This window comes from Pedomonas mirosovicensis (genome assembly GCF_022569295.1).
GTDB classification, from domain to species: Bacteria; Pseudomonadota; Alphaproteobacteria; order Sphingomonadales; family Sphingomonadaceae; genus Pedomonas; species Pedomonas mirosovicensis.
Genome location: NZ_JAKFIA010000001.1, coordinates 1344761 through 1368993, shown reverse-complemented (window position 1 = coordinate 1368993; position 24233 = coordinate 1344761). Strand labels below are relative to the sequence as shown.

Annotated in this window: 21 protein-coding genes; 8 read left to right on the top strand and 13 right to left on the bottom strand. The window is 65.5% G+C overall.

Annotated features, from left to right (window positions below; translation table 11 throughout):
• Window positions 1-57: 57 nt before the first annotated feature.
• The 4 genes from L0C21_RS06540 to L0C21_RS06525 form a co-directional block, all read right to left on the bottom strand.
• On the bottom strand, window positions 58-1347 hold the full coding sequence (locus L0C21_RS06540; protein WP_259277592.1) for an adenylosuccinate synthase: 1290 nt from the start codon (window positions 1345-1347) through the stop codon (window positions 58-60).
• A gap of 106 nt (window positions 1348-1453) precedes the next feature.
• Window positions 1454-2608, bottom strand: a complete 1155-nt coding sequence (locus tag L0C21_RS06535; protein WP_259277591.1) for an ATP phosphoribosyltransferase regulatory subunit — start codon at window positions 2606-2608, stop codon at window positions 1454-1456.
• A 157-nt stretch (window positions 2609-2765) separates the two neighbouring features.
• A complete protein-coding gene (serA, locus tag L0C21_RS06530) occupies window positions 2766-4346 on the bottom strand; it encodes a phosphoglycerate dehydrogenase (protein WP_259277590.1) in 1581 nt (526 codons plus the stop codon).
• 124 nt (window positions 4347-4470) lie between these two features.
• Window positions 4471-5667, bottom strand: coding sequence for a phosphoserine transaminase (locus L0C21_RS06525; protein WP_259277589.1), 1197 nt, complete (start codon window positions 5665-5667; stop codon window positions 4471-4473).
• Window positions 5668-6223: 556 nt separating this feature from the next.
• On the opposite strand from L0C21_RS06525, the gene L0C21_RS06520 reads away from it, so the two are divergent.
• Both L0C21_RS06520 and L0C21_RS06515 read left to right on the top strand, forming a co-directional pair.
• Window positions 6224-6901, top strand: a complete 678-nt coding sequence (locus L0C21_RS06520; RefSeq protein WP_259277588.1) for an extensin-like domain-containing protein — start codon at window positions 6224-6226, stop codon at window positions 6899-6901.
• Window positions 6902-6978: 77 nt separating this feature from the next.
• Window positions 6979-7353: a hypothetical protein gene (locus L0C21_RS06515; RefSeq protein WP_259277587.1), complete on the top strand. Its 375-nt coding sequence runs from the start codon at window positions 6979-6981 to the stop codon at window positions 7351-7353.
• A gap of 25 nt (window positions 7354-7378) precedes the next feature.
• Here L0C21_RS06515 and thiD read toward each other — a convergent pair whose 3' ends face one another.
• Entirely contained in the window at window positions 7379-8212 is an 834-nt protein-coding gene (thiD, locus tag L0C21_RS06510) for a bifunctional hydroxymethylpyrimidine kinase/phosphomethylpyrimidine kinase (RefSeq protein WP_259277586.1), read from the bottom strand.
• The gene (glmM, locus tag L0C21_RS06505) at window positions 8209-9552 is read right to left on the bottom strand and encodes a phosphoglucosamine mutase (RefSeq protein WP_259277585.1); all 1344 of its coding nucleotides are present in this window, start codon (window positions 9550-9552) and stop codon (window positions 8209-8211) included. The genes thiD and glmM overlap by 4 nt, the downstream gene beginning before the upstream one ends.
• A 190-nt stretch (window positions 9553-9742) precedes the next feature.
• On the opposite strand from glmM, the gene L0C21_RS06500 reads away from it, so the two are divergent.
• Together L0C21_RS06500 and L0C21_RS06495 are read left to right on the top strand one after the other, a co-directional pair.
• On the top strand, window positions 9743-11146 hold the full coding sequence (locus L0C21_RS06500) for an alanine/glycine:cation symporter family protein (RefSeq protein WP_259277584.1): 1404 nt from the start codon (window positions 9743-9745) through the stop codon (window positions 11144-11146).
• A gap of 159 nt (window positions 11147-11305) precedes the next feature.
• The gene (locus L0C21_RS06495) at window positions 11306-13498 is read left to right on the top strand and encodes a hybrid sensor histidine kinase/response regulator (RefSeq protein ID WP_259277583.1); all 2193 of its coding nucleotides are present in this window, start codon (window positions 11306-11308) and stop codon (window positions 13496-13498) included.
• 202 nt (window positions 13499-13700) lie between these two features.
• Here the strand turns inward: L0C21_RS06495 and ggt are convergent, their stop codons facing one another.
• A complete protein-coding gene (ggt, locus tag L0C21_RS06490; RefSeq protein ID WP_259277582.1) occupies window positions 13701-15422 on the bottom strand; it encodes a gamma-glutamyltransferase in 1722 nt (573 codons plus the stop codon).
• Between the two features lie 508 nt (window positions 15423-15930).
• Between ggt and L0C21_RS06485 the strand changes: the two genes are divergently transcribed.
• Window positions 15931-16215, top strand: coding sequence for a hypothetical protein (locus L0C21_RS06485; protein ID WP_259277581.1), 285 nt, complete (start codon window positions 15931-15933; stop codon window positions 16213-16215).
• Between the two features lie 29 nt (window positions 16216-16244).
• Here L0C21_RS06485 and L0C21_RS06480 read toward each other — a convergent pair whose 3' ends face one another.
• The 3 genes from L0C21_RS06480 to L0C21_RS06470 all read right to left on the bottom strand — a co-directional run bounded on the left by L0C21_RS06480 (window position 16245) and on the right by L0C21_RS06470 (window position 19996).
• On the bottom strand, window positions 16245-16997 hold the full coding sequence (locus tag L0C21_RS06480) for a hypothetical protein (protein ID WP_259277580.1): 753 nt from the start codon (window positions 16995-16997) through the stop codon (window positions 16245-16247).
• Between the two features lie 193 nt (window positions 16998-17190).
• On the bottom strand, window positions 17191-18900 hold the full coding sequence (locus tag L0C21_RS06475) for a long-chain-fatty-acid--CoA ligase (RefSeq protein WP_259277579.1): 1710 nt from the start codon (window positions 18898-18900) through the stop codon (window positions 17191-17193).
• 22 nt (window positions 18901-18922) lie between these two features.
• Window positions 18923-19996: an MBL fold metallo-hydrolase gene (locus L0C21_RS06470; protein WP_259277578.1), complete on the bottom strand. Its 1074-nt coding sequence runs from the start codon at window positions 19994-19996 to the stop codon at window positions 18923-18925.
• Between the two features lie 212 nt (window positions 19997-20208).
• Between L0C21_RS06470 and pgsA the strand changes: the two genes are divergently transcribed.
• From pgsA to L0C21_RS06455, 3 genes are read left to right on the top strand one after another with little or no spacing between them, the layout of a single operon-like run.
• Window positions 20209-20760 carry a CDP-diacylglycerol--glycerol-3-phosphate 3-phosphatidyltransferase gene (gene pgsA, locus L0C21_RS06465; RefSeq protein WP_259277577.1) on the top strand — a complete coding sequence of 184 codons (552 nt, stop codon included), beginning with the start codon at window positions 20209-20211 and terminating at the stop codon, window positions 20758-20760.
• Between the two features lie 26 nt (window positions 20761-20786).
• The gene (gene moaD / locus L0C21_RS06460) at window positions 20787-21038 is read left to right on the top strand and encodes a molybdopterin converting factor subunit 1 (protein WP_259277576.1); all 252 of its coding nucleotides are present in this window, start codon (window positions 20787-20789) and stop codon (window positions 21036-21038) included.
• Window positions 21035-21508 (top strand): molybdenum cofactor biosynthesis protein MoaE, encoded by a 474-nt coding sequence (locus L0C21_RS06455; protein ID WP_259277575.1) that lies wholly within the window; start codon window positions 21035-21037, stop codon window positions 21506-21508. Before moaD ends, L0C21_RS06455 begins: the two co-directional genes overlap by 4 nt.
• A 324-nt stretch (window positions 21509-21832) precedes the next feature.
• Here L0C21_RS06455 and L0C21_RS06450 read toward each other — a convergent pair whose 3' ends face one another.
• From L0C21_RS06450 to pdxH, 3 genes are read right to left on the bottom strand one after another with little or no spacing between them, the layout of a single operon-like run.
• Window positions 21833-22636 carry a PhzF family protein gene (locus tag L0C21_RS06450; protein WP_259277574.1) on the bottom strand — a complete coding sequence of 268 codons (804 nt, stop codon included), beginning with the start codon at window positions 22634-22636 and terminating at the stop codon, window positions 21833-21835.
• Window positions 22633-23574, bottom strand: a complete 942-nt coding sequence (locus tag L0C21_RS06445) for a cation diffusion facilitator family transporter (protein ID WP_259277573.1) — start codon at window positions 23572-23574, stop codon at window positions 22633-22635. Before L0C21_RS06445 ends, L0C21_RS06450 begins: the two co-directional genes overlap by 4 nt.
• Window positions 23575-23612: 38 nt before the next feature.
• Complete coding sequence (gene pdxH / locus L0C21_RS06440; RefSeq protein ID WP_259277572.1) at window positions 23613-24203, bottom strand: pyridoxamine 5'-phosphate oxidase; 591 nt, start codon at window positions 24201-24203, stop codon at window positions 23613-23615.
• Between the last annotated feature and the right edge of the window lie 30 nt (window positions 24204-24233).

Sequence of the window (24233 nt, the reverse complement as noted above, 5' to 3'; positions counted from 1 at the left end):
CAAACCAATGGGGGCGCGGGGGATAAATCCCCCGCAAACAACCCTTACCTATGCCCCTCAGCCCACGAACGGGTCGTGCACGAGGATGGTGTCCTCGCGCTCCGGCGAGGTGGAGAGCAGCGCCACCGGGCAGTTCACCAGCTCCTCGATGCGGCGGATGTACTTGATCGCCTGCGCGGGCAGCTGCGCCCAGGAGCGCGCGCCTGCGGTCGACTCGCGCCAGCCTTCGAAGGTTTCGTAGATCGGCTCGACGCGCGGCTGATCGCTCACGCGCGGCGGGAACCGGTCGATGACCTTGCCGTCCAGCTTGTAGCCGACGCAGATTTTCAGCTCGTCGAGGCCGTCGAGCACGTCCAGCTTGGTCAGCGCAAGGCCGGTGATGCCGCCAACGGCGATGGCCTGGCGCACCAGCACCGCATCAAACCAGCCGCAGCGGCGGGCCCGGCCGGTCACGGTGCCGAACTCATGGCCGCGCTCGCCGATGGTGCGGCCGATGTCGTTGTCCTGCTCGGTCGGGAACGGCCCTGCGCCCACGCGGGTGGTGTAGGCCTTGCAGATGCCGAGCACGAAATCGAGCGCCGCCGGGCCGAGGCCCGAACCGGTGGCCGCCTGCCCCGCCACCGTCTGGGACGAGGTGACGAACGGATAGGTGCCCATGTCCACGTCGAGGAGGATGCCCTGCGCGCCCTCGAACAGGATGCGCTTGCCCTCCACGCGGGCGTCATTCAGCGTCTGCCACACCGGCTTGGCGAACGGGGTGATGAACGGCGCGATCTCCTTGAGTTCGGCGATCAGCGCCTCGCGGTTGATCTCCGGCTGGCCGAAGCCCGCCCGCAGCGCGTTGTGGTGGGCGAGCAGCCGGTCGATCTGGCCTGAGGCCGCGTCCAGATCCTCCAGGTCGCACACGCGCAGCGCGCGACGGCCCACCTTGTCCTCATAGGCCGGGCCGATGCCGCGGCGGGTGGTGCCGATCTTGGCCGAGCCGGAGGCATCCTCGCGCAGGGCGTCCAAGTCGCGGTGGCACGGCAGGATGAGCGGGCACTGCTCGGAGATGTGCAGGTTGTCCGGGGTGATCTCGACGCCCTGGGCGCGGATCTTCTCCACCTCTGCCTTCAGCGCCCACGGGTCGAGCACGACGCCGTGGCCGATGACGCTCAGCGTGCCGCGCACGATGCCCGAGGGCAGCAGCGACAGCTTGAAGGTCTTGTCGCCGATGACCAGCGTGTGGCCGGCATTGTGGCCGCCCTGGAAGCGCACCACCACATCGGCCCGCTCCGACAGCCAGTCAACGATCTTACCCTTGCCTTCGTCGCCCCACTGGGCGCCGACAACCACTACGTTGGCCATGACTACTCTCTTTCCTTGCCAATCGATGGGATGCCGGGTTCCCCCCGGCCGCAGTCACCCGCCCGCGCGTCGCATCACGCACGCCGGGTCGCTTCATCCCGCTTGGTTAGACCATTTGAATCTTTCGCCCGTCCCAGTAATGACTGCACCGCTGCGCGCGGGCCGCCTCTGCCGGATCGCCTTCCTTCAGCGCGCGCACGATGGCCCAGCCTTCCTCGCGCAGGCGCTCGATGTCCTTGGTGGGCGTGCCATGGGCCAGAAACAGGCGCGGCATCACCTCCACGCCCTGCCCGGCTTCCACCAGCCCGTCGAGATAGAGGGAGAAGCCGACGGCCGGCTCCTCGCCGCTGCCGTTCTGGCCGAGCGCGGGGCGGCGGATCACATAGGCCCCGCCCCGTCCCACTTCGCCCCGGATGCCCTTGGCGAACAGCGAGAAACCGATCCAGGTCTGGTAGGCGAAGCCCCGCGTCTCGCCGGGGTCGACCGTCACGCCGAGGCGCTTGTCTTCCGGCAGTTCCTTGGCCAACGCCGAGAGCACGCTCAGCCGCTCGCGGGCGATGGCCGGCATGTCCGGCACGTTGCCGATAATCTGCTCCGCGCGGGCAAGGTCACCCGTCGCTTCCAGCAGCGCGCGCCACACGGCGGCGTGGGGCAGCTGCGCCACGGCCGCCGCGTCCTTGGCATCGAGCGCCTTGGCCGCCGCCGCGATGGTCACCGGCTCCAGCCCCAGCTCCGCCCCGATGCCGGGCACGAGGTCGGGCAGCACGAAATCGATGTTGACCGCATCCAGCCCCAGCCCAAGGAGGCCGGAGAGCGCGAGGCTGGCGATCTCCGCCACGGCTTCGGGTGAGTCGGCGCCGATCAGCTCCGCGCCCGCCTGCATGAACTGGCGGTCGGCGCGCAGCTGCGAGCCTTTGATCCGCAGCACCGGCCCGGCGTAGCTGAGGCGCAGCGGCCGGGCATAGTGGCCGAGGCGGGTGGCGGCGACGCGGGCGATCTGCCCGGTGACGTCCGAGCGCACCGCCAGCGGGCGCTGGCTGATGGGATCGGTCAGGCGGAACAGGTCCGAAGGCCGGGCCGCGCCGAAGCCGCGCGTCAGGGTTTCCTCGAACTCGACCAGCGGCGTTCCCACCCGCTCGTAGCCATAGGAGGCCAGGTGGTCGAGCAGCATCCTCAAGAGCCGCGCCTCGGCTTCCGCCTGTGGCGGCAGCACGTCGCGCAGCCCTTCCGGCAACAGGCCAAGAGACAGCGAGTCGGTCACGCCAGTTTTCCTATTCTGGTCCGGCCCAAGCCAATAACGCTCGGGCCGCCCATTCACACCAAAGCCGCTCGCCCGATTTGAGGCCGGGCGAACGGCTTTTAGTCGTTTCAGGCCGGAAAGGCCAGCTTTAGAAGGTCCAGCTTTAGAAGGCCCGGCCTTAGAAAGTCAGAGCCTTCACCTCGCGCACCTGCGGCACGTCCTTCAGCTGGGCGACCAGCCAATCGGGCACCGGGCTGTCGAGCGAGAGCAGCACGATCGCCTCGCCACCGGCGGCACGGCGGCCGAGGTGGAAGGTGCCGATGTTCACGTTCGCCTCGCCCAACAGCGAGCCGAGGCGGCCGATGAAGCCCGGCTTGTCCTCGTTGATGACGAACAGCATCGGGCCGGTCAGGTCGGCTTCCACCTTGATGCCGAACATCTCGACGAGGCGCGGCTCGCGGTTGGAGAACAGCGTGCCCGCCACCGAGCGCTCGCCCGCGTCCGTCTTCACGGTAAGGCGCACCAGCGTGTGGTAGTCGCCCTCGCGGTCGTGACGCACGTCGGAGACGTCGATATTGCGCTCCTTGGCGATGAACGGCGCGTTGACCATGTTCACCGTATCGGAGTGCTGCTTGAACAGACCGGCCAGAATGGCGGCGGTCACCGGCTTGGTGTTCAGCTCGGCGATCGCGCCTTCGTACTCGACCGTGATCGCCTCCACGTTGCTGACCAGCTGGCCGGCCAGCGCGCCCAGCTCCTCGGCCAGCGTCATGTAAGGGCGCAGCTTCGGCGCTTCCTCCGGGGTGAGCGACGGCACATTCAAAGCATTAGAAACGCCGCCCGTGGTCAGATATTCCGCCATCTGTTCAGCCACTTGCAGCGCAACGTTGATCTGCGCTTCGGTGGTCGATGCGCCCAGGTGCGGCGTGCAGATGAGGCCCGGCGTGCCGAACAGCGGGTTGTTCTTGGCCGGTTCCTCGATGAACACGTCAAGCGCCGCGCCGGCGATGTGGCCAGCTTCCAGCAGGTCCTTCAGCGCCGCCTCGTCGACAAGGCCGCCGCGGGCGCAGTTGATGATCCGCACGCCCTTCTTGGTCTTGGCGAGGTTCTCGCGGCTCAGCACATTGCGGGTGCTGTCGGTCAGCGGGGTGTGCAGGGTGATGAAGTCGGCGCGGGCCAGCAGGTCTTCCAGCGTCACCTTCTCGATGCCCAGGTCCTGCGCGCGCTCCGGCGTCAGGAACGGATCGTAGCCGATCACCTTCATCTTCAGGCCTTGCGCGCGGTCGGCGACGATCGAGCCGATGTTGCCGCAGCCGATGACACCCAGCACCTTGCCGGTCAGCTCCACGCCCATGAAGCGGTTCTTTTCCCACTTGCCGGCCTGCGTCGAGGTGTCGGCGGCGGGAATGTCGCGGGCCAGGGCGAACATCAGGGCAATGGCGTGCTCGGCGGTGGTGATGGAGTTGCCGAACGGCGTGTTCATCACGATGATGCCCTTGGCCGTCGCGGCGGGCACGTCCACGTTGTCAACGCCGATACCGGCGCGGCCGATCACCTTCAGATTGCCCTTGGCGGCGGCTTCCAGAACCTCTTTCGTCACCTTGGTCGAGGAGCGGATGGCAAGGCCGTCATAGTCGCCGATCTTCTCGAGCAGCTGCTCCTTGGTCAGGTCGAAAATCTCATCAACCTCGATACCACGGGCGCGGAAGATCTCCGCGGCTTTCGGCGACATCTTGTCGGAAATCAAAACCTTAGGCATGTCTCTTGATCCTTTGCCTTGGGAGTCCCGCAGCGCCATTCAGGCAAAAGCGGGCCTGAGCCGGGAGCTGGCCGCTGCTGGTTCAGCGGCGGTGCCCCGTTTCGTCATCATCTTGGGAGTGTGGTTAGGCGGCCTTGGCGATCAGCTCGGCCTTCACCTGGGCAAAGGCCCAGTCCAGCCAGCCGGTCAGCGCCTCGACATCGGCGGTCTCGACCGTCGCGCCGCACCAGATCCGCAGGCCTGCCGGAGCATCACGGTAGCCGTTGATGTCGTAGGCAACGCCCTGCTTCTCCAGAAGCGCGGCGATCTGCTTCGGCACACCGGCCTGCGCGTCCTTGTCCAACCCTTGGAACCACGGGTCGACGATCTTCAGGCACACGCTGGTGCAGGAGCGGATGGCCGGATCAGCGGCCAGGTTCTCCACCCAATCGGTGCGATCGACCCACGCCTGCAGCGCCTTGTAGTTGGCTTCCGACCGGGCGATCAGGCCCTTGGCATTGCCAACGGATGCCGCCCAGTTCAGCGCGTCCAGATAGTCCTCGACGCAGAGCATGGACGGGGTGTTGATGGTCTCGCCCTGGAAGATGCCCTCGATCAGCTTGCCGTTCTTCGTCATGCGGAAGATCTTCGGCAGCGGCCAGGCGGGCTTGTAGGTCTCGAGGCGCTCGACGGCGCGGGGGCTGAGGATCAGCACGCCGTGCGCGCCCTCGCCGCCCAGCACCTTCTGCCAGGAGAAGGTCACCACATCGAGCTTGTTCCACGGCAGGTCCATGGCAAACGCGGCCGAGGTCGCGTCGCAGATGGTCAGGCCGGCGCGGTCGTCTTTGATCCAGTCGCCGTTGGGCACGCGCACGCCGGAGGTGGTGCCGTTCCAGGTGAACACCACGTCGGTGTCGGTGTCGACCTTGGTGAGGTCCGGCAGCTCGCCGTAGGGCGCTTCGAAGGTGGTGGCGTCCAGCTTCAGCTGCTTCACCACGTCGGTCACCCAGCCGGCGCCGAAGCTTTCCCAGGCCAGCATGGTGACCGGGCGGGCACCGAGCAGCGACCACAGGGCCATTTCAACCGCGCCGGTGTCGGACGCGGGAACGATGCCAATGCGATAGTCGGCGGGAACGCCGAGGACTTCGCGGGTCTTGTCGATGGCGGCTTTCAGCTTCGCCTTGCCGATCTTGGCGCGGTGCGAACGGCCGAGCGGCGCGTCCTTCAGGGCGTCCACGGTCCAGCCGGGGCGCTTGGCGCACGGACCAGACGAGAAATCCGGATTGTTGGGGCGTACAGCAGGGGTCGCTGCCGCAGTGGCGGCAGGGGTATTCGTCGTCATGATGTTTCTCTCCTTGCAGAGAGCACGCGCCTCGTTGGGGAGGCGTGGCCCACCGTCCAAAGCGCAGATTTGAAGCGACCCGTCAACGGGAATTTTTCGAAGGGTTCGTCCGGGCGGGCCCCTTCACCCCGCCCTGTGCGCTGGCCAAGAACAGGGCTTTCGCCTCCAAACTTATCTTTGAAGATATCCCTATAAACTCTTGAAATTTAGTCGATAAATTTGGAACTAGTTAAACACCTGGATCCACCCCATAGCTCGGCCTCGCCATTGGACCAGCCCCGGCTCTCACCGCCCGCAATTACTCAGACAAAAGGCGAGGCCAGCCGTCACCACCCCCTCTATTTTACCCCCGCCGATGTACGTATGGCCCCGCTTCGCTGCCGCGTCGCGTCTCGAATCACCTGCGGCAATCCAAAAAGTCGGGGTGCCAGCGAGGCGCAACGCCACGGTTGGTCGCGGCCCGGTTCCCTTGCCGCTCAGGATTCGCTACGCCTTGGCCATGCGGGTCACGAGTATTTTGAACGGACGAGTCGCCCTCCGGCTATCGGGAGTGGCATTGCTGGCAGCACTGGCGGCGTGCGGCGGCGGGTCGAGGCAGCACCCCGCTCCCCGGCCACCCGTAGCGCGCCCCCTGCCCGCGCCAGACCTCAACGCGCCGTCCACCGCCGCCATCCAACAGCAGCTATACGCGCTGCGCTCCAACCCGGCGCTGTGCCAATCCCTGCTCAGGCAGACGCAAGGGCTGACGGTCGAGCCATTGAAGGACTGGACGGACGGCCCCCAGTGCGTCGTCTCCAACACCTCGCGCATGCTGGATGCCCTGGTGCTGCCTGACCGCAAGCTGCCCCTCACCTGCCCGATGATCGCCGGTTATCACCTCTGGGTGCGCGAGAGCGTCTTGCCAGCGGCTCGCAAGTATTACGGGCAAGGCATTAAAAAGATTGAGACTTTCGGAAGCTATTCCTGCCGTAATCGCAACGGCAAGGCCAATGCCCCGATCTCGGAGCACGCCAGCGCCAACGCGCTGGATGTGGCCGCCTTCGTCCTGGAGAACGGCCGGCGCATCCGGGTGAAGGCGGACTGGTCGAGCGGGGACGGCGCCGCTCGCGCCTTCCTCCGCACGGTGCACGATGGCGCGTGCCGCTACTTCTCCATCGTCCTCGGCCCCGAGGCGGACGGCTACCATCAGGACCATTTCCATCTGGACATGGGCCGCTGGCGCAAGTGCCAGTAACAACGGCACTCCTTCGCCCCGCCCGCGTTCAGCCTCCCACACCCCTTGTAGTGTTGAGACCGGGAGGAGACGGAACGATGAATGCCGAACGTACCGCGAAGCTTCTTGGATGGTTCAGCATCGGCCTTGGCCTTGCCGAACTGCTCGGCAACCGCCCAGTCACCCGCTCGCTCGGCCTGGAGGACAAGCGGAACCTGGTGGGCGCCTACGGCGCGCGGGAAATCGCCACTGGCGTTGGCCTGCTCACCAGCCATCACCCCACCGGGTGGATGTGGGGCCGCGTCGCCGGCGATGCGCTTGATGTCGCCACTCTCACCCCGGCCATACGGCGAGACAATCCGCAGCGCACATGGGGCATGGTGGCGCTGGCCAGCGTGCTCGGCATCATGGCGCTGGATATCCTGTGCGCCCGCGACCTCAGCCGGAAGGCACAGTGGAGCCCCGAGATCTAGGCGCGCCCCAAACCCGCCCCAAACCCTACGCCTGCCGGGGCAGCACCCACAGGTGGTTGAGCGGACCATGGCCCCGCCCCAGCCTTGGCGCGGTGCGGATGGCTTCTTCCACGAAGCGGCGCGCCCGTTCACAAGCGCCGTGCAGGGTCAGGCCCTGCGCCAGCCCGGTGGCGATGGCGGAGGCGAGCGTACAGCCGGTGCCGTGGGTGTGGATGGTATCGAACCGCGGGCCGGTGATGGTGATGGCCTGCTCGCGGGTCAGCAGCACGTCGTTGACCACGCTGCCCGGCCGATGCCCGCCCTTCACCAGCACCGCATTCGGCCCCAGAGCAAGGATGGCCTCGCCTGCCGCCCGCATGTCATCCTCGGTCTCGATGGTTCGGCCGGAGAGCAGTTCGGCCTCCGGCACGTTGGGCGTCACCAGCGCCGCGTGCGGGATAAGAAGGGTCCGCAGCGCTTCCACCGCATCGTCCGCCAGCAGTCCGGCTCCGCCCTTGGCGACCATCACCGGGTCGACCACCAGCGGTACGCCATGGGCCCGCGCCGCCAGTTCCTGCGCCACCACCTCGATAATCCCGGCGTTCAGCAACATACCGGTCTTGACCACGTCTGCGCCGATGTCGTCCAGCACCAGCGTCATCTGCTGGCGCACGAACTCAGGCGGCACGGCATGAATGCCGAACACGCCTTCGGTGTTCTGGGCGGTGAGCGCGGCAATCGCCGTCATGGCGTAGCCGCCGAGCACGGTGACGGCCTTGATGTCCGCCTGGATGCCCGCCCCGCCGCCGGAATCCGAACCTGCAACAATCAGCACCCGGCCTTTCGGCCGGGCCATGCCATCATCATGTGTATCAGTCATGCGTGGGCCTTTACGGCCTCGCAGACTTCCTGAACAGCCTCATTGACCAACAATTCGTCATCGGCTTCCGCCATCACGCGGATCAGCGGCTCGGTGCCCGACTTGCGGATGACCAGCCGTCCGCGCCCATTCAGCCGCTGCTCCACGGTCTGGATGACCGATTGCACCTTGGCATTCTCCAGCGGCTGGCCGCCGTTGTAGCGCACGTTTTGCAGCAGCTGCGGATAGGGCTCGAACACGTGGGTAACCTCCGAGGTCGGCCTGCCCTTCTCCACGATGCAGGCCAGCACCTGCAGCGCGGCAATGATGCCGTCGCCCGTCGTCGCGTAGTCGGTCAGGATGATGTGGCCGGATTGCTCGCCGCCCACGTTGTAGCCATGCGCGCGCATGGCCTCCAGCACGTAGCGGTCACCGACCTTGGTGCGGCGCATGTGCAGGCCCTGGCCTTCCAGGTGCCGCTCCAGCCCCAGGTTGGACATCACGGTCGCCACCAGGCCGTTGCCCTTCAGCTTGCCCGCGTCCGCCCATGCCTTGGTGATAAGGCCCATCAACTGGTCGCCGTCCACCACCCGGCCGGTCTCGTCGACGACGATCAGCCGGTCCGCGTCGCCGTCGAGCGCAATGCCCACATGCGCGCCCGTCTCCACCACCTTGGCGGCCAGCGCCTGCGGGGAGGTCGAGCCCACCTTGTCGTTGATGTTGAAGCCGTTGGGAGTCACGCCGATGACCTCCACGTCCGCGCCCAGTTCCCAGAAGACGGACGGCGCCACGTTATACGCCGCGCCGTTGGCGCAATCGACCGCCACCTTCAGCCCATCGAGCCGCAGGTTGTTGGGGAAGGTGGATTTGGCGAAGTGGATGTAACGCCCGCGCGCGTCTTCCAGCTTGCGGGCGCGGCCCAGGTTGGCCGGCTCGGCCAGCACAGTGCTGAGGTCGGAGTCGATTAGCTGCTCGATCTCCAGTTCCTCCTGGTCCGAAAGCTTGTAACCGTCCGGGCCGAACAGCTTGATCCCGTTGTCGTGGAACGGGTTATGCGAGGCGGAGATCATCACGCCCAGGTCCGCCCGCATCGACTTGGTGAGCAGCGCCACCGCCGGGGTCGGCATCGGCCCCACCAGCACCACGTCCATGCCGACAGCGGTGAAGCCCGCCACCAGCGCGGTTTCCATCATGTAGCCGGACAGGCGGGTATCCTTGCCGATGACCACCCGGTGCTTATGGTTGCCACGCAGGAAACGGTGTCCGGCCGCCATGCCCACCTTCATCGCCATCTCGGCGGTCATGGGCGCGGTATTGGTCAGCCCCCGGATGCCATCCGTTCCGAAGTACTTGCGTGTCATCGATATCCCCTTCGCGTGTATTCCGAGCGCAGCGTGGCGCATACAACTTCTGCGCTGACACTGTTTCCTAGTACGGTTATAGAGCGGATCAATGCCAAAGCGTACCAAGCAGGCCGTGCTCGGCTGTCTGATATCGCCCCTTGGGCTTAACCATAGGTGAATAAAGCCGAGAGGCGAGGAGAACTATTCTGTGTCTGATGTTGTAACCGCTTTATCCGGCGTCATCGATTCGCTTGCTGCCAATGTCTTTGCCAAGGTTCCGTTGTTCGGCGTCGAGGTGGAAGGGATCGTTCTTTGGCTGGCCGCGCCGATGGTGCTTTTCACCCTCTATCTCGGCTTCCCCAATCTCCGCGCCCTGCCCCTGGCCCTGCGCGTGGTGCGCGGCCACTTCCACGATCCTACCGCGCCGGGCTCGGTCAGCCAGTTCGCCGCCCTGTCCACTGCCCTGTCGGGCACCGTTGGCCTGGGCAACATCGCGGGCACGGCCATCGGCATCAGCATCGGCGGGCCGGGCGCGGCCTTCTGGATGTTCGTCATTGCCTGGTTCGCCATGACGCTGAAAATGGCGGAGGTCACGCTTGGCGTGCGCTACCGCATCGAGCATGCGGACGGCTCGGTCAGCGGCGGCCCCATGTACACCCTCTCGCGGGGCCTCGCCGGGCTCGGCCTTCAGCGCACCGGCAAGTTCCTCGCCGTCTTCTATGCCATCTGCGCGTTGGGCGGGGCCATTCCGCTGCTGCAGGTCAACCAGTCCTACGCCCAGGTCAGCGCCGTCACCGGCCTCGACAACGGCTGGATCTACGGCATCCTCCTCGCCATCGCGGTGGGCGCGGTCGTTGTCGGCAGCATCGGCTGGATCGCCACCGTCACCTCGCGCCTGGTGCCGGCCATGTGCATCTTCTACCTGGCGGGCTGCGCCATCATCCTCTTCTCCAACATCACGGCGCTGCCTGATGCGCTGCTGCTTATCATCCGCGATGCCTTCTCGGCGGACAGCGTGGCGGGCGGGGCCATCGGCGCGTTCGTCGTCGGCATGCGCCGCACCGTCTACTCGACCGAGGCCGGCATCGGCTCCGCGGTCATCGCCCACAGCGCGGCCCAAACGCGCGAGCCGGTCTCTGAAGGCCTGGTGGCGCTGCTGGAGCCGTTTATCGATACGGTCGTCATCTGCACCATCACGGCGGTGACGATCGTCGTTGCTGGCACCTACGCCCAGGGCCTTGAGGGCGTGGCCATCACCTCGGCGGCCTTTGCCAGCGTCGCGTCCTGGTTCCCTTACGTTCTGGCCGTTGCGGTCTTCCTTTTCGCCTACTCCACGCTCATCGCCTGGGGCTACTATGGCATTCAGGCCTGGAGCTATCTGTTCGGCCACTCCAAGGCGAGCCAGACCTTCTACCGCCTGCTCTACTGCGTGATGCTGCCGTTCGGCGCGGTGCTTGACCTCAGCCGCGTGGTCAACCTCATCGACAGCATGTTCTTCCTGATGGCGATTCCGAACATCATCGGTCTCTACCTGCTCGCGCCGGAGCTGAAGCGCATGGTCAGCGACTACCTGCGGCGGGTAAAATCGGGCGAAATCAAGCCGTCTGCCTGACCGTCCTGATCTTCTCAATTCTTCCAAAGAAAAAGCCCCGTTGGAAACGGGGCTTTTTCTTTTGATGCCGCCTGCCGCAAGCAAGCGGCGCCGGAGGGACTTTTCACCGAACAACGCGTTCTTCTTTCACCCATATGGCACAGTGGAGGCGCGATAATTATGAGCGCCCAGGCACTCTTTCTCATTACCCTGTTCTGCACGGGCACCATTCTGGCCTTCGTTGCCACGATTGTGTACGTCCGCCGCCAGCAAGCCCGTGAAGCCCGCCAGGTCGCCGAATTGATCGAGAACCGACGCTTCTACCTTGCCCTTATCGACAACAACCTGGACACCCTCGCCGTCTCCGACCCCACAGGACACCTGCGCTTCTTCAACCAATCCTTGGTTGACCTTCTGGGCTTCTCCCACGCGGAACTGAGAGGGATGGATTTTCGGGATCACATCCACCCAGACGACCGGGCACAGTTCGACAAGCAGTGGGAGAAGCTGGTCACCGGCACGGACCCGGTCAACTTCACGCCGTTCCGTTATTACGACGCGCACGGCAACTACCACTGGAAGCGGTTTCTCTGCCGGAACATGATGCGCGATCCGGATATCCACGGCCTCGTTCTGTCTTCCAGCGATATTACCGATCTCATCGAGGCCATGGACGCCCTGCGCCTGACCGAGCAGCGCATTCGCATCGCCCTGGCAGGCTCTGATATTGCCGTTTACAATCAGGATCTTGAGGGCCGGTTTACCTGGGTGTTCAACCCTCTCTTCGATTTCACGGTGGATTCTCTTCTGGGCAAAACCGATGTCGACATCCTCCCCCCCGAGGCAGCCGAGCGTGCGGTGGCCCTCCGGAAAAAGGCCATCGAGGAAGGCGGCCATGTGACCGAAGAGATTGAGTACATTCAGGATAATCACCGGCGCGTCATCTCGGTCCATCTGGAGCGCCTGCTGGACCCGAACGGGCAGGTCGTCGGCGTGGTGGGGTCGGCCAGCGATGTGACCCGCTTGCGCGCGATCGCCGAACAGACCCAGCTCTCCCAGCGCACCGAGGCCATCGGCAAGCTCACCGGTGGCATTGCTCACGATTTCAACAATCTTCTGGCCATCATCGTTGGCAATCTCGAGTTGCTGCAGGAGCATCTGGAAAAGGAGCCGCAGCTCTGCCACTTCGCCAATCTGGCGCTCAAGGCTGCCGACCGGGGCGCGGGCCTCACCCGCAGTCTGCTCGCCTTTGCCCGCAAGCAGAGCCTGGAAATCAGCGTCGTTGATCCTGAAAAGGTTCTGGCGGAAATTTCCGAACTGATGCGCCGGTCGCTGCCGCCCACCATTCGCCTGGTTTTCAAGGCGGAATCGGAGGGCTGGCATTGCCGGGCCGATCCTGGTCAGTTGCAAAACGCCATTATCAACCTTGTGGTCAATGCCCGGGATGCCATGCCGGATGGCGGCACCGTCACCATTTCTACCGCCAACACCCACCTGGACCACAACAATGACGAAACCCTGCCGTTGGATGTGCAGACGGGCGACTACGTGCTCATCTGCGTGTGCGATACGGGCACGGGCATGCCTCCCGAGGTGCTGGAGCACGTCCTTGAGCCGTTCTATACCACCAAGCCGCCGGGCAAGGGCAGCGGCCTTGGCCTCAGCATCGTCTACGGTTTCGTGAAGCAGCTTGGCGGCCACCTCACCATCGATTCCCTGCCCGGCAAGGGGACCACCATTTGCATGTACCTGCCCCGGCAGCTGGAGGAAACCGAGGCGCGGCCGGTCGAGCGCCAGGCGGCCGTGCCCACGGCCCGCGGCGCGACTATCCTGGTGGTGGACGACGACGAGGACGTCCGCCAGCTCACCTGCGCCCTGTTGAAGCGGATGGATTACAAAATTCTGGAGGCGGATAGCGGCGATGCGGCGCTCACCCGCCTCCAGTCAGGCACACCGATCGACCTGCTGCTCACCGACATGTTCCTCGGGCCAGGCACCAGCGGCCTCGATCTGATCGACCGGGCGCGCAAGCTTTACCCAAACCTGCCCGTGGTGCTTATGTCCGGCTACCTCAACGTGGCAACGCCGGAAGACGCCGACCGTGAGATCAACGCTCCCCTTTTGCGGAAACCCTTCCGCCGGCACGAGTTGGAAACCATTGTGAACGAGGCCCTGGCGGCGGGGCAGACCGCCCACTCCGACCCGATGACCCGCAAGACCATCGCCCCGCACCCCGCGCCTCCGGAAAATCAGGATCAGGAAAACCGCCGGGCAAAGCCCGCGGGCGATCAGCGGCAGGCCGCCAGGTCCGTCAGCGAGAAACAGATAACCAGGTTCCTGCGGGCCCGCACCCGTTGGCCGGACCAGCACTAGCGCCCCCTTCGAGCCGGGCGCATGCCCCGCGGCAGACAAGCACGATCAACAAGGGGATGAGGGCTGCGATCTGCGTCAAGCAGGCCGGATAAAACAGGCCCGTCTTTAGCGTCAGCCGCGCGCAACAGTGCGTTGCGCGCGGCTGAACCGGAGAACGAGGCGCAGGGGTTAAAGACCCCTGCGCTGAACGAGCCGGATGGCCTTAATAGCCGGCCGCCTGCCCATCCTTCCGCATTTCGGAGGCTGCCCAGTAGACGCCATTCTCAGCCCGCAGGATTGCCTGATAGCCGCCAACGTCCTCGCCGCCTATTTTGACGACATGGCCGCGCCGCTGCAGTTCTGCAATGGTCGCGGGTGAGAAGCCGTGCTCCAGGAACAGGGTGTTCGGCGCGCTTTCCTCCGCGTTGCCCGGATCCGGTCCGCCGATATGTCGCCAGCGCGGCGCATCGCCTGCCGACTGCACATCCATGCCCAGGTCGATGATGTTGCTGAGCACCTGCACCTGCCCCTGCGGCTGCATGGCTCCGCCCATCACGCCGAACGACATCCAGGGCTTGCCGTCCTTGGTGACGAAGCCTGGGATGATGGTGTGGAACGGCCGCTTGCCCGGCGCATAGGCGTTGGGGTGGCTGGCATCCAGGTTGAACTGCGCGCCCCGGTTCTGGAGCATGAAGCCCAGCCCGTCCGGCACCAGGCCCGATCCCATGCCGGCGTAGTTGGACTGGATGAGGGAGACCATCATCCCATCCTTGTCCGCCACTGTCAGGTAGACGGTATCGGTACGCTCGAAGATCGGCTTGCCTGGGTCCACCTCGGCCGGGGCCGCGTGGCGCATGTCGATCAGCGCGCGCCGCTGGGCGGCATAGGCCTTATCGATGAGACCCTTGATCGGCACCTGCGCCATGGCCGGGTCGCCCAGGTAGCGGCCCCGGTCGGCAAAGGCCAGTTTCTTGGCCTCGGCCATCACGTGCAGCCGGTCGGCGCTATCGAAGCCCATCGCCTTCAGGTCGAAGCCCTCCAGGATGTTCAGCATCTCGAGCACGATGATGCCCTGCGTGTTGGCCGGAATCTGCCACACGTCATAGCCCCGGTAGTTGGTGGAGACGGGCTCCACCCACTCGGGCTTGAAGCTGGCGAAGTCCGCGTAGCGCAGCGGGCCCTTGATGCGCTTCATATAGGCATCGATGGTGCGGGCGACCGGCCCGCGATAAAAGGCATCGGCCCCGCCCTGGGCGATCAGGTTCAGCGTTTCGGCCAGGTCCGGATTGCGGAAAATCTCGCCTGCCTTCGGCGTGTGGCCGTCGATCATATAGGTTGCGGCGGCGTTGCCCCGCTCCTCGATCATGGCCGCATTCTTGCCGAAGCGGCGGAAGTTCATGGCCCACAGGTCGGCGATCACCGGCGAGACCGGAAAGCCGTCGCGCGCATAGCCGATGGCGGGCGAGAGCACCTCTTCCATCGGCAGCTTGCCGAAGCGCTCGTTCAGCGCGAACCAGCCGCCAACCGCCCCCGGCACCGTCACCGAGAAGCTGCCGGCCACCGGCACGGTCTTGGGCTCCACGCCGCCATTGCGCGCTTTCAGCTTGGCCTTCAGCTGCGCCAGGGTCTGCCCGCGCGGGGCCGTGCCGGAGGCGTTGAGGCCATAGAGCTTCTGGGTCCGCGGATCCCATACCAGGGCGAACAGGTCGCCGCCGATGCCGCTGCCTGTCGGCTCCATCAGGCCGAGCGCAGCATCGGCCGCAATGGCTGCGTCAACCGCGCTGCCACCGGCCTTCAGCACGTCAAGCGCCACCTGGGTCACCAGCGGCTGGCTGGTCGCGGCCGCACCCTGCGCCGCGATCACCGGCGAGCGGCTGGAAAAGGCGGGAAAGCCCGGCCGGTCGCCCGCCACGGCCACGCCGCCGCCCGCAACCAGAGCCGTCATCAGGACAACCAGGGCAAGGGCCGCCCCGCACGCCGGGCGTAAGGCCGCAAGAGCCCTCGTTATCCCGCGCAAGGCCATACCTCGCCCCGCGAACGTCCAGGCGCCGCTGGCGCCCTTCCGCCCCCGTTCAAATCCCCTGTTTGCACGCGTACCTCCTTGCTGCTCTGATCCTACGGTTACGATCCGCAGAGTTCCGACTACGCGCACACTAAGCCATATTGATTCGCTGACAATAGAACAAAACAAGAACAATGTCAAGACTCGTCTCGCCTGCGACGTTTAACGGCGCTTTTGCCCGCCATGCCCTTCCCTGTCGCCCGCAGGTCCACCACATGCGCCCGAGCGCCATTGCCCTGCCCGGATTCGGCGGAAATCCTCGGCTTTAAACAGGCGCGCGGGTTTCATCGGCAGGGCTTGGCCTGCGGAATCAGGAAACAATTGTTTGCGTACTGATTCCGACAGGTTCGATTCAGAAAAAATTCATTTTCGCATTCTATTGATTGTTGCCATGTTGCACATGATGATTGGCTTTCTGATCCTTCTGGCCTCAGCCGCGATATATCTCCGGCTGCAATGCCGCGCGCTGCTGAACTGGCGCGGGATCGGGCGAGCGCTTGCCGCCGCGCCGCTCATCGGCTGGATCGTCTTCTTCCAGAAGGCCGCTGCCGCCAGCCCGACCAGCTACATCACGCCAAGCCTGCTGCCCATCGACCTGTGGGGCGCGCTGTTCAACGCCGTCATTTTCCTCCTGGTGGTGGAAGCGGCGGTCATCCGCCGTCAGCGCTACCGCTAGCCGGCAGCCTTCCGGCGGGCGCTGGGGCGCTATTCCTCCTTCTTTGCCTGCTTCAGCTTGCCTTGCGCCACCACCTTGGCGTCACCGAAGGTCATCATCACTTCCTCGCCCGGCTTCAGCGGCTGTCCCGGCTCTCCGCCGGCCGCAGGGCTGCCGCAGGAGAGGTTGACCCCGTTCAGCTGGATATCCTTGTAGGTGCCGTCAGGCTGGAGTTGCCGCACCGTCACCGTGTTCAGCGGCTGGCCTGACGCGCACGCCTGGGAAATCGCCGCCGCCGCCGCCGGGTCGGACGTGCTCAGCGAGGCAAGGCCCGGCCCGGAAGGGACCGTCGTCTGCGCGGTGTTGGCGGCGTAGGTCTGCCCCGTCGTGTCAGACGGATAGGCCTGGGTCGTGTCCGAGGGGTAGGTCTGCTGAGGATATTCCTGCGTCGTCTCTGTCGGATAGGTCTGCTGCGGGTAAGTCTGCGTCGTGTCCGTTGGATAGGTTTGCTGGGGGTAGGTCTGCTGCGGGTATGTTTGTTGCGGATAGGCCTGTTGCGGGTAGCCATAGGCCTGCTGCGGATAGGTGCCCACCGGGTAGCCCTGCTGCGGATATTGGCCGCCAGCCCAGTTCAGGGAATTCAGCGCAAGCCACCCCTGCTGGTTGCCCCCAAGCCCCACCGTGGCCGGCCCCAGCTTCAAAAACATCCCATTGCCGCCGGCAAACAGCCCCTCCGTGCCGGCGCATGAGGTCGCCATCGCCAGAACTCCGATCAGCGCTGCGCTGCACATTGCGCGCTTCATGCAGCCTCTCCTTGATCGTCCGATTACGCCACTATTGGCTGTAATAGAACGCACGAGGCGCTAATCCGGACGAAGCGATAACATTCCACTGCACAGGTTGGCGAAAATGCGCGGCGCGCCGGCAGAACCGGGCGGGGATGCCGCTGCCCGCCCGTCCTGTTGCATCAAGCCCGTTTATCGGGAAAGCCGCGGCTCAGCCCTTGTGCGCGGCAACGGCGACAGCCGAGACCCGCCGCGCCATTTCCTCCTCCACCAGCTCCTTTTTCGAGAGCTTGCCGATCATGGTCTTGGGCAGACTGTCGCGGATCTCAATGGCCGCCACCCGCTCGTGCTTGGCCACCTTGCCGTTGAGCCAGGCGAGCAGCGCCGCCCCATCCACCTCGTGCGCGTGGTCCGGCTTCAGCACCACGAAGGCCTTGGGCCGTTGGCCGAGGTAGTCGTCGGGAATGCCGATCACCGTCGCCTCCTGCACCGCCGGGTGCTGGTAGAGCAGCTCCTCTAGCATGCGCGGATAGACCTTGAACCCGCCGACCGTAATCATGTCCTTCATCCGGTCGATGATGAAGGTGTAGCCGTCCGGGTCGATGTAGCCCACGTCGCCGGTCCGCAGGCGGCCATCCACGAACACGTCCTTGTTGTCGCGCCGCCAGTAGCCGCGCATGATCTGCGGGCCGCCGATGGTCAGCTCTCCCGCCTCGCCCACGGGCAGCACCCTGGTCGGATCGTCCTTGTCCACGATCACGATGTCGGTGCCCGGCAACGGCAGGCCGATGGAGCCCGGCTTGTTGACCCCGTGGAATGGATTGACCGAGACCACGCCCGAACTTTCCGTCAGCCCGTAGCCTTCCACCAGCACGGCCGGCGTGGCGGTGCCGAACTGCGCCTTCAGCTCCACCGGCAGCGGCGCGCCGCCCGAAATGCACAGCCGCAGCGAGGCCAGGTCCTGCTCTTGCCGCGCCGCGTGATTCAGCATCGCCGTGTACATGGTGGGCACGCCGGGCAGCACCGTCACCTTGGTGCGGCGGATGGTCTTGATCGCCTGCCCCAGCTCGAACTTCGGCAGCATGATGACCTCGCCGCCCACCAGCGTCGTCATGTTGAGCACCACGGTGTTGGCGAACACGTGGAAGAACGGCAGCGCGCCCAGCATCCGTTGGGGCTGGGTGTAGGCCTCATTGTCCACCGCCGCCACCTGCTGGGCGTTGATGGACAGGTTGGCGTGGGTCAGCATCGCGCCCTTGGGACGGCCGGTGGTGCCACCGGTGTATTGCAAGAGGGCCAGATCCTCTTCCGGGTTGATCTGCACCGGTGCGGGCCTGCCGTCGTTGGAGACCAGCGCCTCGAAGGCCACATGGCGCTCATCGATGGTCACTTCCGCCTGCTCCCGCCGGCGGAACAGACGGTAGAGCACGCTCTTCACTGGCGGCAGCGCCCGCGCCAGAGAGCCGACCACCAGGCACTTGAGGCGGCTGCGCTCCAGCACCTGGCTGATGGTGGCATAGAGGCTCGCCACGTCGAGACAGACCATGATGTCCGTCTCTGAATCCTCCACCTGCGCGGCCAGCTCGTCGACCGAGTAGAGCGGCGAGAAGTTCACCACCGTGCCGCCCGCCTTCAGGATGGCGTAGTAGGCGATCACATATTGCGGGCAGTTGGGCAGGAAGAGGCCCACCTTCACGCCCTTCTGCACTCCCAGCTTCTGGAAGCCCTTGGTGGCCCGGCAAACCAGGTCCATCACCTCGCCGTAGGTGTAGCTGCGGCCGAGGAATTCGAGGTAGGGCGCATTCGGCGTCACGCTGGCCGAGCGCTCCAGAATATGATGCACCGGCATTGCCTCGAAACGGGTATCCCAGGCCGCTTCATGACTGTAGTTGGCCAGCCAGGGCCGCTCCCATGCCGTCATCTCAACCCTTCCTTTCCCAACCTCAGCAGGCGGAGTAGACCGCCACTCCATCCTCCAGCCGGATATCCATCCGGCCGCAATATTTCAGATAGTTCAAGTGGGCCAGCGCTTCGCCGGTAGCGGACATGATGTCGCTGACCGTAATTCGCTTCTGAAACAGCGCCTCGAAGCACTCGACCACCGTGCGCGGCGCGGCGCAATGCGCCAGCAGCGCCTCCAGCTTGAGGGCATGTTCCGCCGCCAGCTGGTCGAGCCGCTCATGCAGTCCGTAGAAGGGTTCGCCATGGGCGGGCAGCACCAGCAGGTCCTGGCTCAGCGCCCGCAGCGCCTCGATGCTCTCCAGCCAATCCCGCAAGGGGTTGCTCTCCGGCTCCATCGGGGTAACCGATACGTTGGGGCTGATATGCGGCAACACCTGGTCACCGGCGATCATCACGCCGAGGTCGTCGCACACCAGGCACAGATGCTCCGGCGCGTGCCCCTCGCCGGCGACGATACGCCACGCATGACGGCCGATCCGCAGTATATCCCCTTCGCGCACCCGCCGGAACGACGTGGGCAAGGCATGAACCGCGCGGGCAAAGCCATTCCATCCGCGCTGGCGGAAGGCAGCCAGATCCGCCTCCCCCCATCCGGCCCGCCGGTAGAAGTCCAGCGCCGCCTCGGGCGGCTCCGGCATCGCGCTGAAAATAAGCATGGAGGCCAGCAGGTAATTGCTGCGCGACATGTAAAGGTGCGCGCCCGTGCGCTCGCACAGCCAGCCGGCAAGGCCCAGATGATCGGGATGAAAATGAGTCACCAGCACCCGCGTCACGGGCTTGCCCGCCAGCGGGCCGGCAAGCGCCTGCTCCCATAGCATCCGGGTCTCGCCCCAACGCAGGCCGGTGTCGATGATTGTCCAGCCGTCGTCGCCCTCCAGCACGTAGAGGTTGATATGACGGGGCGAGAACGGCAGCGGCATCCGCAGCCAGTAAACGCCTTCGGCAACTTCCCTGAGCGCCCCCGGCGCCGGCGCGGCGCGGCCGAAAGGATAGTCCAGCGCCCGGAAGGTCCGGGTGGCCGCCATATCCTCAGCCGGTGCAATCGCCTCGTCCATGCCGTGCGCTCCTCCTGCTATTCGCTTTACGTTAACGTAAACGTCAAGTCGAGCAGAATGTCTGACACCCCCCGCCTGCGCCTTCATCCGGCAACACAGGCGTCCCCACGAGCGTTTTATGCGCGAGAAACGGAAGCCTCGCGCGCATTTGTGCAAGCCGCCCCCTGCCTGATGGTTGAGAAGCGCTGCCGACTCGCCTACTGTGCCCTGCGATGCTTACAAGCTTACCCAATCTTCTAACGCTCAGCCGCATTCTGGCCGTGCCCCTGCTTGTCTTCATGCTGTGGGGGCCCACCTGGCTGGGCTCGCTTCTGGCCTTCGTGATCTTCTGCATGGCCGGAATCACCGATTATTTCGACGGTTACCTCGCCCGTGCGCGCGGCACCGTCTCCAAGCTCGGCCAGTTTCTCGATCCCATCGCCGACAAGATCATGGTGGCGGCGGTCATCGTCATGCTCATCGCCGAGCGGACGATCAGCGGGGTCAACGTGATCGCCGGCCTCATCATTCTCCTGCGGGAGATCGCGGTGTCGGGTCTGCGCGAGTTTCTGGCGGGCGCGGCCGTCTCCGTTCCGGTCAGCCGCCTCGCCAAGTGGAAGACCGCCTTCCAGATGATTGCGCTGGGCGCGCTCATCCTTGAAGGCGCGGTCGGCAACATGCTGCCGGCCCATGAAATTGGCCTTCTGTGCCTGTGGGCGGCGGCGGTCATGACCCTGATTACCGGCTATGATTACCTGCGGGTCGGCCTCAAGCACATGACCTGACGGCCACACGCGCCAAGGGCCTGCTTATGAAACTGCTTTACTTCTCCTGGGTACGGGAACGGATCGGCCGCGACGAGGAAGACGTGGCGCTTCCCGACGGCGTGACAAGCGTCGGCGCGCTGCTCGGCTGGCTGGCCTCCCGTGGGCCCGACTATGCCGCCGTTCTGGAAAACCGCAGCGCCATCCGCGTCGCCGTCAATCAGGACTATGCGGACGACGCCCACCCCGTCTCCTCCACCGATGAGATCGCCCTCTTTCCGCCGGTGACCGGGGGATGATCGAGGTCCGCATCCAGCCGCACGACTTCAACGTCGCCGCCGAGCTCGACCGGCTGCGGGACAAGCGTACGGACATCGGCGCGCTCGTCACCTTCACCGGCCTCGTGCGCGACATGCTCATGCATGACAGGACGGACGGCCAGCCCATCACCGCCATGACGCTGGAACACTACCCCGCCATGGCCCAGCGCCAGCTGGAGGCGATCGCCCGCGAAGCCGAAACACGCTGGCCCCTGCTCGGCGGCACCATCATCCATCGCCACGGCCGCCTGATGCCCGGCGACCAGATCGTCCTCGTCGCCATCGCCTCCGCCCACCGCCACGCGGCGTTCGAGGCTGCCATGTTCCTCATGGACTGGCTCAAAACCAAAGCTCCCTTCTGGAAGAAGGAAGAAGGCGATACCGGCACCCACTGGGTCGCCGCCCGCGCCGAAGACGATGCCGCCGCCGAGCGGTGGTCACGCGGGTAGGGTTTTCGATTTTTCTTGTCGCAGAGGGTCCCCGTGCGCGGAGGCGCACAAGAAACGGGCTTCCTCTGCACTCCCGTTCGTTTTTGGGGCCGCGCTTTTCATAAGCGGTTGCGTGAGCTGGATACTGCACGCACAGGGCCGCGTATCCATCCCCGGTAGCGCACCCTCTTCAACGTCTTTTGAATTGAATGATTATAAGGAGCAGGCGCGATCCATGATCCAGCCTGCATCAGCAGCCATGCAGGAAACGGCCCGAAAAACGAATGGGAGGTGCAGGAGGGGTAAGCCCCTCCTGCGAACAAGCGCAGCTTAGAGAACAACACCTTAAACCGAGAACGTTCCCCGGATCACCTCCACGCACTGGCCGGTGATCTCGACCCGCTCGCCATCGAGGCGGCACCACAGGTCGCCGCCACGCGCGCTGATCTGGCGGGCGAACATTGCTTCCTTGCCCAGTTTCTCCGCCCAGTAGGGGATGAGCAGGCAGTGGGCCGAGCCCGTCACCGGGTCTTCGTCCACGCCCAGGCCCGGCGCGAAGAAGCGGGAGACGAAGTCCACCTCCCCCTCGCCCCGCGCCGTGGCGATGACGCCATAGCCATCGAACTGCTGGCGCAGCGCCCGCATGTCCGGCTGGAGGCGGGCAACCGTCGCCTCATCCGGGTAGAGGAGGAAATGCTTGTTGCCGAAGGTCAGCCACTCGGTCGGCGCAGCGCCCATGGCGGCTGCCAGCGCCTCGTCGGGCTGGGCGGCCTTGGGCGCGCGAGCGGGGAAGTCCAGGCTCAGCCGATCGCCCTTGCGGGTCACGGCCAGCGGCCCTGCCTTCTCAGTCGAGAAGCGCACCCGGTCCAGCTCCCGGTTCAGTTCGGTGAAGATGACAAACGCCGAGGCGAGCGTTGCGTGGCCGCACAGCTCGATTTCCATAGCCGGGGTGAACCAGCGCAGGTGATAGTCCGCGTCGCCGCCCGGCGTTTTCACGAAAAAAGCGGTCTCGGCCAGATTGTTCTCGGCGGCGATGCGCTGCATCATCTCGGGCGGAAGCCATTCTTCCAGCGGCATCACCGCCGCCGGGTTGCCTGCGAACGGGCGGTTGGTGAAGGCGTCGATCTGGTAGATGGGCAGCTTCTTCATGCGCGCAGATCCTTCTGGTCAGGAATGGGCTGGTTGGGAAGGGGCTCCATGCCCCGCTCGTTTTCCTCGATGTGCCCTTCCGGGTCGACATGGATGAGAATATCCGCCTGCGGAAAGCCCTGCCGCACCTGCGCCTCCACCTCGTCCGATACCCGGTGGGCCTCCTCCAGCGTCATGGCCGGATGCACCCAGATATGAAATTGGATGAAGTCGTCGGTGCCGCTGCTGCGGGTTCGCAGTTCATGCACGCCCTTCACTTCCGGATGGGCCGCTGCCAGTTGCACCACCTGCGCCCGCCGCTCTGGAGCCCACTCCTTGTCCATCAGCATGTCGATGGCGTGGCGGGCATTGCTGAGAGCACCCCAGGCCAGGTACAGGGCGATGAGCAAGCCGAAGGCGGAATCCGCCCCCGTCAATCCCAGCCCGCTTTCCAACCCCAGCGCCAGGATAACCGAGGCGTTGAGCAGCAGGTCGCTCTGGTAATGGAGCATGTCCGTGTTGATGGCGATGGAGCCCGTCCGGCGCACCACCGAGCGCTGGTAGGCCACCAGCCCAAGCGTGGCGACAATGGCGAGAAGCGAGACGCCCACGCCCATCAACGGTGCGCTCACCGGCTCCGGGTCGATGATCCGCAGCACGGCCCGCCAGCCGATGCCGAGGGCGGAGGCCAGGATGATGCCGGTCTGCACCAGGGCGGCAATGGCCTCGGCCTTGCCATGACCGAAGCGGTGGTTGTCATCGGCCGGAGTCGAGGCGATCCGCACCGCCATCAGGGTGATGAGCGAGGCCAGCAGATCGAGCGCCGAGTCCGCCAGCGAGCCCAGCATGGCGACGGACCCTGTTCTGAGCGTCGCCACCACCTTGGCTCCGATCAGCAGGATGGCGAGAACCACCGATGCCGTGGCCGCCCGGCGCTTCAGGTTCGCAGGTTCGCTCATTCGCCTGTCTTCATTCGTATCTGCTCCCGGCTTCAGGCTTACGGGTAAAGGTAGGTCCAGCTCCAGCCCGCGTCACCCCGGACAAAGAAGCGCCGTTCATGCAGCCGGAACGCCCGGTCTTCCCAGAATTCGATCCGCTCCGGCGCCACGCGGAAGCCCGACCAGAACGGCGGGCGCGGCACTGTCCCGAGGCCAAACCGCGCCGCCTCCTGGGCGATGCGCCCAAGAAAGGTCGCCCGGCCGTCGAGCGGGCGGGACTGGGCGGAGGCCCATGCCCCGATCTGCGAATCGCGCGGGCGGGAGGCGAAGTAGGCGTCAGCCTCCTCCTCCGTCACCGGTAGCGCCGGACCCTCGATCCGCACCTGCCGGCGCAGCGACTTCCAGTGGAACAGCAGCGCGACGTTGGGGTTCTCCGCCAGCTCCCTGCCCTTCCGGCTTTCCAGATTGGTGTAGAAGACGAAGCCCGCCTCGTCCCAGGCTTTCATCAGCACCATGCGAACCGAGGGACGGCCTTGGGCATCCGCCGTTGCCAGCGCCATGGCATTGGCGTCATTGGGCTCTCTTTCCTGCGCCTCGGCGAACCATTCCCGGAAGATCTCATAAGGTTCCGCAAGAGGAGTATTCGCCATAACGCTTCCCATCTGATCCCATAATCCGCC

What these genes read in the sequence shown, in the direction of transcription:
- L0C21_RS06540 (WP_259277592.1), bottom strand. Translation starts at nt 1,347, where the DNA reads ATGGCCAACGTAGTGGTTGTCGGCGCCCAGTGGGGCGACGAAGGCAAG.
- serA (WP_259277590.1), bottom strand. Translation starts at nt 4,346, where the DNA reads ATGCCTAAGGTTTTGATTTCCGACAAGATGTCGCCGAAAGCCGCGGAG.
- L0C21_RS06525 (WP_259277589.1), bottom strand. Translation starts at nt 5,667, where the DNA reads ATGACGACGAATACCCCTGCCGCCACTGCGGCAGCGACCCCTGCTGTA.
- L0C21_RS06515 (WP_259277587.1), top strand. Translation starts at nt 6,979, where the DNA reads ATGAATGCCGAACGTACCGCGAAGCTTCTTGGATGGTTCAGCATCGGC.
- thiD (WP_259277586.1), bottom strand. Translation starts at nt 8,212, where the DNA reads ATGACTGATACACATGATGATGGCATGGCCCGGCCGAAAGGCCGGGTG.
- glmM (WP_259277585.1), bottom strand. Translation starts at nt 9,552, where the DNA reads ATGACACGCAAGTACTTCGGAACGGATGGCATCCGGGGGCTGACCAAT.
- L0C21_RS06495 (WP_259277583.1), top strand. Translation starts at nt 11,306, where the DNA reads ATGAGCGCCCAGGCACTCTTTCTCATTACCCTGTTCTGCACGGGCACC.
- ggt (WP_259277582.1), bottom strand. Translation starts at nt 15,422, where the DNA reads ATGACGGCTCTGGTTGCGGGCGGCGGCGTGGCCGTGGCGGGCGACCGG.
- L0C21_RS06485 (WP_259277581.1), top strand. Translation starts at nt 15,931, where the DNA reads ATGTTGCACATGATGATTGGCTTTCTGATCCTTCTGGCCTCAGCCGCG.
- L0C21_RS06480 (WP_259277580.1), bottom strand. Translation starts at nt 16,997, where the DNA reads ATGAAGCGCGCAATGTGCAGCGCAGCGCTGATCGGAGTTCTGGCGATG.
- L0C21_RS06475 (WP_259277579.1), bottom strand. Translation starts at nt 18,900, where the DNA reads ATGACGGCATGGGAGCGGCCCTGGCTGGCCAACTACAGTCATGAAGCG.
- L0C21_RS06470 (WP_259277578.1), bottom strand. Translation starts at nt 19,996, where the DNA reads ATGGACGAGGCGATTGCACCGGCTGAGGATATGGCGGCCACCCGGACC.
- pgsA (WP_259277577.1), top strand. Translation starts at nt 20,209, where the DNA reads ATGCTTACAAGCTTACCCAATCTTCTAACGCTCAGCCGCATTCTGGCC.
- moaD (WP_259277576.1), top strand. Translation starts at nt 20,787, where the DNA reads ATGAAACTGCTTTACTTCTCCTGGGTACGGGAACGGATCGGCCGCGAC.
- L0C21_RS06455 (WP_259277575.1), top strand. Translation starts at nt 21,035, where the DNA reads ATGATCGAGGTCCGCATCCAGCCGCACGACTTCAACGTCGCCGCCGAG.
- L0C21_RS06450 (WP_259277574.1), bottom strand. Translation starts at nt 22,636, where the DNA reads ATGAAGAAGCTGCCCATCTACCAGATCGACGCCTTCACCAACCGCCCG.
- L0C21_RS06445 (WP_259277573.1), bottom strand. Translation starts at nt 23,574, where the DNA reads ATGAGCGAACCTGCGAACCTGAAGCGCCGGGCGGCCACGGCATCGGTG.
- pdxH (WP_259277572.1), bottom strand. Translation starts at nt 24,203, where the DNA reads ATGGCGAATACTCCTCTTGCGGAACCTTATGAGATCTTCCGGGAATGG.